The organism is Arthrobacter sp. 05L45_2 (genome assembly GCF_056397525.1).
Map to the genome: position 1 here is coordinate 1 of NZ_JBFTNO010000173.1, position 6842 is coordinate 6842.

Genomic DNA, 6842 nt, shown 5'->3' on the forward strand with positions numbered 1-6842 from the left:
CGCTACGCCTGTCCCGGAGGGCAGGGTGGTCCACGCATAGCCGAGGTCGATGGTCGCTACGCCTGTCCCGGAGGGCAGGGTGGTCCACGCATAGCCGAGGTCGATGGTCAGGCCGCGGCGCCGCTCCTCCTCCCACCGGTCCGGCTCCATCCCGGTGAGGGCGCGGACCAGGGTGCTCTTGCCCGAATCGACGTGCCCGGCCGTGGCGATGACGTGCACTGTTTAGCCCGCTCCGCCTGCGTCGGCAGCCGTCAGGGATGCCCGGGCCTGCCGTACAGCATGGAGAATCCGTTCGTCGTCCGCAGCGGGAACGCAGCGCAGATCGATCAGGCAGGCGCCGTCGTGGACGCGGGGCAGTACGGCCGGGTCACCCGTGCGCAAGGAGCGCGCGAGGCGCTCCGGGAGCCGCAGCGCCCATCCCGGCAATGGAACTCCGGGGGCGCCGCCGCCACCTACCCGGCCCTCATGGGCCACGACGGGCACATCGAGGGCCTCGGCAAGCCGGTCCGTGCGCCGCCGCAATTCATCGGCGTCGGCGTGCAGGGCCTGAAGAACCGGAGGCGGTCCCCCGGCAAGCGTCGCCTCCAGGGCGGCGAGGGCGAGTTTGTCGGCGCGGACCGCCCGGGCCAGCGGGTGGCGGGCCAACCGCGCGATCATTTCCTTGCTGCCCAGCAGCAAGCCCGCTTGCGGGCCGCCGAGCAGCTTGTCGCCGCTGGCGATGACGACGTCGGCCCCGCCCACCAGCGCGGAGGTCACGTCCGGTTCGTCGGGGAGGAGGGGGTCCGGTGCGAGCAGCCCACTGCCGAGGTCCGCCACGAGCGGCACGCCGTTGGACTCGGTCAGCGGACCCAGTTCGTGCAGCGGCACGGCCGACRTGAAGCCATCGACCCGAAAGTTGCTCGGATGGACCTTGAGCACACACCCGGTCTGCGGTCCCAGCGCGTCCGCGTAGTCGCGCAGGCGGGTGCGGTTGGTGGTGCCAACCTCCCGGAGCGTCGCGCCGGTTGATTCCATCAGGTCGGTCAACCGGAAGCCGGCACCGATCTCGACCAGCTCGCCCCGGCTAATGACCACCTCCCGGCCGGAGGCCAGGGCGGTGGTGGCCAAAACCAGTGCGGCCGCACCGTTGTTGACCACCAGGGCGTCCTCGGCGGCGGGGCAAGCGGCGAGCAAGGCGTCCCGGGCGCCTGCTCCCCTGCGTGACCGGGTCCCTTCGGCGAGGTTCAGCTCGACGTCAACATAGCCGCTGGCGGTGACGATGGCGTCCACCGCGGCTTCGGAGAGCGGGGCGCGTCCCAGGTTGGTATGGACGACGACGCCGGTGGCGTTCAGGAMCGCGTGCAGCGTTGTTGGCCGCCGTGCGGCGAGGGCGGCAAGCAGTTCCCGCTCGACCAGCCGGGGTGGGAGCTCACCGCGGCGCGCCCGCTCCTGGGCCTGCGTGATGAGGTCACGGATAATCCGCTCACTGAGCCGGGACCTGGCCTCGCGCACGGCTGGCAGCGCCAGGAGATCATTGGTCCGGGGAATCAAGCGCCGGGGGTCAACGTGGTCCACAGCCCTCCTCCGGCGCCGGCGGTCATGCTTGAAGTTGGCGGTGGCGGACGGGAATCGAACCCGCCAGGCCGAGATACTCAACCGCACCGGTTTTGAAGACCGGGGGGCCCACCAGGACCCGGACGCCACCGCGCATCAATATAGCAGGGTTGCCTCGGGAGGTACGCTAGGCGGGTGAATGAGGCTCAGACCACAGCCCGGCAGCTCAAGGACGGCAGCCCGGGGACATTTCGGCTCACCGACTTTGCCCACGGAGGGGGGTGCGCCTGCAAGATTCCTCCCGGCGAACTCGAAGATGCCGTCCGGGGCCTCATCGGCCAGGCCGGCCCGGAGGTGCTCGTTGGCCTCGACAGCGGGGACGACGCCGCGGCCGTTTTGGTGCGCGATGATCTGGCTGTCCTCACCACCGCCGACTTCTTCACTCCCGTCGTCAACGATGCGTACGACTGGGGCCGCATCGCGGCGGCCAATGCCCTCTCGGATATCTATGCGATGGGTGGACGGCCCGTCACGGCCATCAACCTGGTCGGCTGGCCGCGGGGTGTCCTGCCGATGGAACTCATGACCGAGGTGCTCCGCGGCGGGCTGAGCGTGGCAGCCCAGGCCGGGTGCCCGGTCCTGGGCGGGCACTCCATTGATGATCCGGAGCCGAAGTACGGCATGGCGGTCACCGGCGTCGCCCATCCGGACCGGCTGCTGCGCAACGACGCCGCCCGCCCCGGGCTGCCCATCACGCTGACCAAGCCGATCGGCGTCGGGCTCCTCAACAACCGCCACAAACAGACCGGCGAAATCTTCGAAGAGGCAGTCGAGACGATGGCCAGCCTCAACCGTGACGCCGCCGAGGCCGCGGTGGCCGCCGGCGTCAAGGCGGCCACCGACGTGACCGGCTTTGGACTGCTGGGGCACCTTTTCAAGATGGTCCGGGCCTCGGAAGTGGGTGCCGTCATYGATGTCAGCGCGGTGCCCCTCGTCGACGGCGCCCGGGAGGCGCTGCACGATGGCTTCGTCTCGGGCGGGACCCGGCGCAACCTTGACTGGGTCCGGCCCCACCTCGGCGCGACCGCCGGCATCAGTGAGGACGATCTTTTGCTGCTGGCCGATGCCCAGACCTCCGGCGGCCTGCTGGTTGTCGGTGAGTTGCCAGGCTACCCCGTCATTGGCCACACCACGGCCGGCCGGGGTATCCAGATCCGCTAGGTCGGGGTCGGCCGGTCAGCCGCCGGTGGTAATCGCGTCACCGGTGATGCCGGCAGCACGGCGGGCAGCGAGYCGGTTCTTCTGCGGTTCAATGGTGTACCGGGGGTCCTTGGCCGAGGCTAGGCCGGCCTCGAACACCCCGAAGCGGGTCAGGGCCGAGGCGGCCAACAAGGCCACTCCCGAAGCTGCCGCTGCCACACGGTTACGTCCACCCAGGAGTGTCCCCAGTCCCCCGGCCAGGGCAAGCCGTTCGCTCCATTTCAGCATGGCGCCGGCCTTGCCCTGGTGCAGGGGTTCTGCTGCCACCGGGTCCATCCGCCGCTCCATCATCTTCATCGCGATTACATCGCCCACGACGCCGAGGACCGCGAGTTTCCGCGCGGGGCCGGCTTCGCGCACTGGTGTGGTGATCATGGCGAGGCCGCCGGACGCGAGGCTGGCCGAGCTCACGAACACGAACGGCAGATCCTCGTGGCCGGCGTGCCACGTCGGGGTGGCGGTGTCGCCGAGCAGCACGGCCGTATAAGCCGCCAGGGGCCCGGCGAACAGCGCGGCCTCGAAACCTGCCGGGCCCTCTACCGCCCGCAGCACTGTCCGCAAGGGACCGAGAGGCAACCGCTCACCGCTCATCCGGTTGATCTCCGCCACAGCGGCGACGCCGGTCCCGGCGCTGAAAGCGCTAAGAATCCAGGACCCGACGCTCATCGGCGAGGTCACCTTGAACGTCCGCAGCATGTTCAGGAATCGTTCCGGCCTGCCGAGGTCCTTGATCAGTGCGACCGCGCCGAGGCCCACCGCGGCGAGGGCACTCAGCCGGGCGTTGCGGCGCAGCGCCGGCCGACCGGTGAGCTGGCCGCCGAGCCCGAGCAGGGCCGAGCCGCCCGCGACCCCACCCAGGAACAGGTAGATGGCAACGTCGTCGCCCCATGGAGCCGGTTTGACCACCGGACGGCCGTAGTACGAGGTGAACTCCGGCTCCGGCACCATCGGCATTTCCCGCGAGCCGTCACTGTTGTCACGGCGGCGTCCGGTGCCGCGTTTAACGCCGGTCCGGCGGCGCCTGGCGGGCTCTGCCGGCCGGAAACTGTCGAATTCTGAAAGTGTCACTCCCGCCCTCCCAGGAAAGCCACCGCTGCGGCAACGGCCATGCCGGCTACCGCCAGGCCGGCCCGCTGGTACATTCTGGGCAGGTCTGCGGTGGGGACCCGAGGATCCGGCGGGAGTCCGTATACCTCGGGCTCGTCGAGCAGGAGGAAGACCGAGCCGGTTCCGCCAACGCCGTCGTTTTCGTTGGCACCATAGAGCCTCGCCTCGGTCATGCCCTGCGCATGCAGGTCGGCGACCCGTTCCCGGGCCGCCTCCACCATGTCGTCGTGGTCGCCGAACTTGATGGACGTCGTCGGGCAGGCCTTGGCGCAGGCGGGCGTCTCGTCGGCCACTAAGCGGTCGTAGCAGAGGGTGCACTTCTGGGCGATGCCCGCGTTGGGGACGGCGGGATGCCCGGCGTGCTGGTCCTCCCGGCTGGTGGCGACCTTCACCGTGCCGTTGCTGCGGCGCTCGATCACGCCGAAGGGGCAGCCGGCCACACAGGTGCCGCAGCCGTTGCAGACATCGTCCTGGACCACCACGGTACCGAATTCGGTACGGAACAGTGCTCCGGTGGGGCAGACATCGAGGCATCCGGCGTGGGTGCAGTGCTTGCAGACGTCGGAGGACATCAGCCAGCGGAAGTCTGCTGTGTCCGGCGGGGTGGTATCCGCCGCCGCGAGGTCCGTCACGGCAGCCCCGGCCGGGGCGGGCGGTCCGATGCGCGGCATGCCAAGGCTCACCAGCGCGCGGCCGGACTCCCGCGCCTCGACGATCCGCTCCTGACCCTGTTCGATGAACGCGACATGCCGCCAAGTGCTGGCGCCCAGCGCTCCGGTGTTGTCGTATGAGGACCCGAGGAGCTCCAGGTTTCCGTCCTGCGGGTTGTGGTTCCACTCCTTGCAGGCAACCTCGCAGGCCTTGCAGCCGATGCAGATGGAAGTGTCGGTAAAGAACCCCTTGCGCGGATGGTTGTGCTCCCAGTGGGCATCGGCGGTGGGGTCGGTCGGTCCGGCCAGCTGGCCCATCTAGTCCTCCAACGTCGGGTCGGTGTCCGGAAGGCCGCCATCAGGGGTCGGCCGTCCGGGCGGGGCAAAGTGTGCGGTGGCCGCGGCAGCAGCAGTCGCGTCGATCACTGCGCCTCCCCCTCGGGGCGTTGGTCCCTGCCGGAGCCAGGGTCGATGCCTTCCGCTTCAGGATCGGTCACCGCGCGGTTCCCGGTCTCGGTGGTCACCCCGGCGCGGGCTTGGTATTCGGCGACCAAGGCAAGCAGTTCGGCACCACGCGGGCGGCGCCCCGGGCAGATGTCGCAGGAGGCTACCTTCGATTCCTGGATCTGGACGTTGGGATCCAGCGTCACACCGAGCAGGTCATTGGCCGCATCGCCGCTCACGACGGCGTTGCTGCCGACGCCCCAGTGGTAGGGCAACCCGATTTGGTGCACGGTGTGGCCGCCGACTTTCAGCGGTGTCATCCGTTCCGTGACCAGCACCTTGGCCTCGATAGCCGATCGGGCGGAAATGATCGTGGCCCACCCGTAGGGTTCCAGTCCGCGCTCGGCGGCCAATTCCGGCGAGACCTCGCAGAACATTTCCGGCTGCAGCTCCGAGAGGTACGGCAGCCACCGACTCATGCCGCCCGCCGTATGGTGCTCGGTCAGCCGGTAGGTCGTGAACACGAACGGGTAGACGTCAGCTCCGGGGGTGCCGGCGCTTGGCGCGCTGAGATTGTCTTTCCGGGGATACACCAGGCGTGCCGGGCTCTGCTGCTGCGGGTAAAGCGCGTTGGCCACGGGCGATTCCTGGGCCTCGTAGTGCGTGGGAAGGGGCCCGTCCACGAGGCCTTTCGGCGCGAACAGCCAGCCCTTGCCGTCGGACTGCATGATGAACGGGTCATCGCCGCTGAGTGCGGCCGGACCACCGAGCGCGGGGTCGGGCCTGCTGCCCGGTGCGAGGTCCACCGGGAAGTCCGGCACGTCGTCGCCGATCCATTTGCCTTGTTCCTGATCCCACCAGATGTATTTTTTCCGCTCGCTCCACGGTTTTCCGGCCGGGTCAGCGGAGGCCCGGTTGTAAAGGATCCGGCGGTTGGCCGGCCAGGCCCAGCCCCATTCCGGAGCGGCGGGCCCCTGTTCCTGGCCCGGCTTCCGGTTGGCGGCGTGGTTGATGCCGTCAGCGTACACACCGGTATAAATCCAGCAACCGCCGGACGTAGAACCGTCGGCGCGCATCTCGGTGTAAGCGGAGAGCGGCTTGCCGGCATCCGGTCCGTCCAGGTGCCAGCCGTTGATCTCGGCAAGCACCGCCGCTGGATCCGGATCGCCGTGTTCATCCGTGGGGTAGTCCCACGTCAGATCCAGCAGCGGACGGTCGCGCTCATCCTGGGAACCGGCCAGCTTCTCCCGGATCCGCTGGCCCAGTTCGAAGAAGAACTGCAGTTCGCTTTGGCACTCCCCCGGCGGTGCCACCGCCTGGTGCCGCCACTGCAGGAGCCGTTGGGTCTGCGTGAACGATCCGGCCTTCTCGACGTGGGATGCCGCCGGCAGGAAGAACACCTCAGTCTCAATGTCCTCCGTGCGCAGTTCCCCGGACTCGATCTCCGGGCCGTCCTTCCACCAGGTTGCCGACTCGATCATGTTCAGATCCCGCACCACCAGCCACTTCAGATGCGACATGCCAAGCCGTTGCATCCGGCCGTGGGCCGAGCCGACGGCGGGGTTCTGCCCGAGCAGGAAGTATCCCTCCACCTCGTCGTCGAGCATGCTCATCACCGTCTCGTAGGTGCCGTGCGCTCCGGTCAGCCTCGGGAGGTAGTCGTAGGCCCAGTCGTTGTCCGCGGTCGCGGCGTCACCCCACCAGGCCTTCAGCAGGCTGATGGTATAGGCATCGGCGTCCGCCCAGAAACCCTTCTGTTGCTTCGACGCGTTGGCGTCCAGATAGTCCTGCAGCGTGTCGTGGCGCCCGACGCTGGGCATGGGCAGGTAGCCCGGCAACAGGTTGAAG

General features: G+C 69.1%; 6 protein-coding genes and 1 tRNA gene. 1 reads left to right on the plus strand and 6 read right to left on the minus strand.

All coding sequences use genetic code 11. The features are described 5' to 3' along the window. From AC1DHD_RS12635 to AC1DHD_RS12645, 3 genes are all read right to left on the minus strand, one after another. The coding region (locus AC1DHD_RS12635; protein WP_476880050.1) for a hypothetical protein at positions 1 to 219 on the minus strand (219 nt) is incomplete at its 3' end. Between the two features lie 3 nt (positions 220 to 222). Next, entirely contained in the window at positions 223 to 1554 is a 1332-nt protein-coding gene (gene selA, locus AC1DHD_RS12640; RefSeq protein ID WP_476880051.1) for an L-seryl-tRNA(Sec) selenium transferase, read from the minus strand. A gap of 35 nt (positions 1555 to 1589) precedes the next feature. After that, positions 1590 to 1684 (minus strand) — tRNA-Sec (locus AC1DHD_RS12645). 44 nt (positions 1685 to 1728) lie between these two features. Between AC1DHD_RS12645 and selD the strand changes: the two genes are divergently transcribed. Next, on the plus strand, positions 1729 to 2754 hold the full coding sequence (gene selD, locus AC1DHD_RS12650; protein WP_476880052.1) for a selenide, water dikinase SelD: 1026 nt from the start codon (positions 1729 to 1731) through the stop codon (positions 2752 to 2754). Positions 2755 to 2769: 15 nt separating this feature from the next. Here selD and nrfD read toward each other — a convergent pair whose 3' ends face one another. The 3 genes from nrfD to AC1DHD_RS12665 all read right to left on the minus strand — a co-directional run. Next, positions 2770 to 3861 (minus strand): NrfD/PsrC family molybdoenzyme membrane anchor subunit, encoded by a 1092-nt coding sequence (nrfD, locus tag AC1DHD_RS12655; RefSeq protein WP_476880053.1) that lies wholly within the window; start codon positions 3859 to 3861, stop codon positions 2770 to 2772. Next, positions 3858 to 4868, minus strand: coding sequence for a 4Fe-4S dicluster domain-containing protein (locus AC1DHD_RS12660; RefSeq protein WP_476880054.1), 1011 nt, complete (start codon positions 4866 to 4868; stop codon positions 3858 to 3860). The genes nrfD and AC1DHD_RS12660 overlap by 4 nt, the downstream gene beginning before the upstream one ends. Before the next feature lie 104 nt (positions 4869 to 4972). Continuing rightward, positions 4973 to 6842, minus strand: a 1870-nt coding sequence (locus AC1DHD_RS12665; RefSeq protein ID WP_476880055.1) for a molybdopterin dinucleotide binding domain-containing protein, incomplete at its 5' end; no start/stop codon positions are given.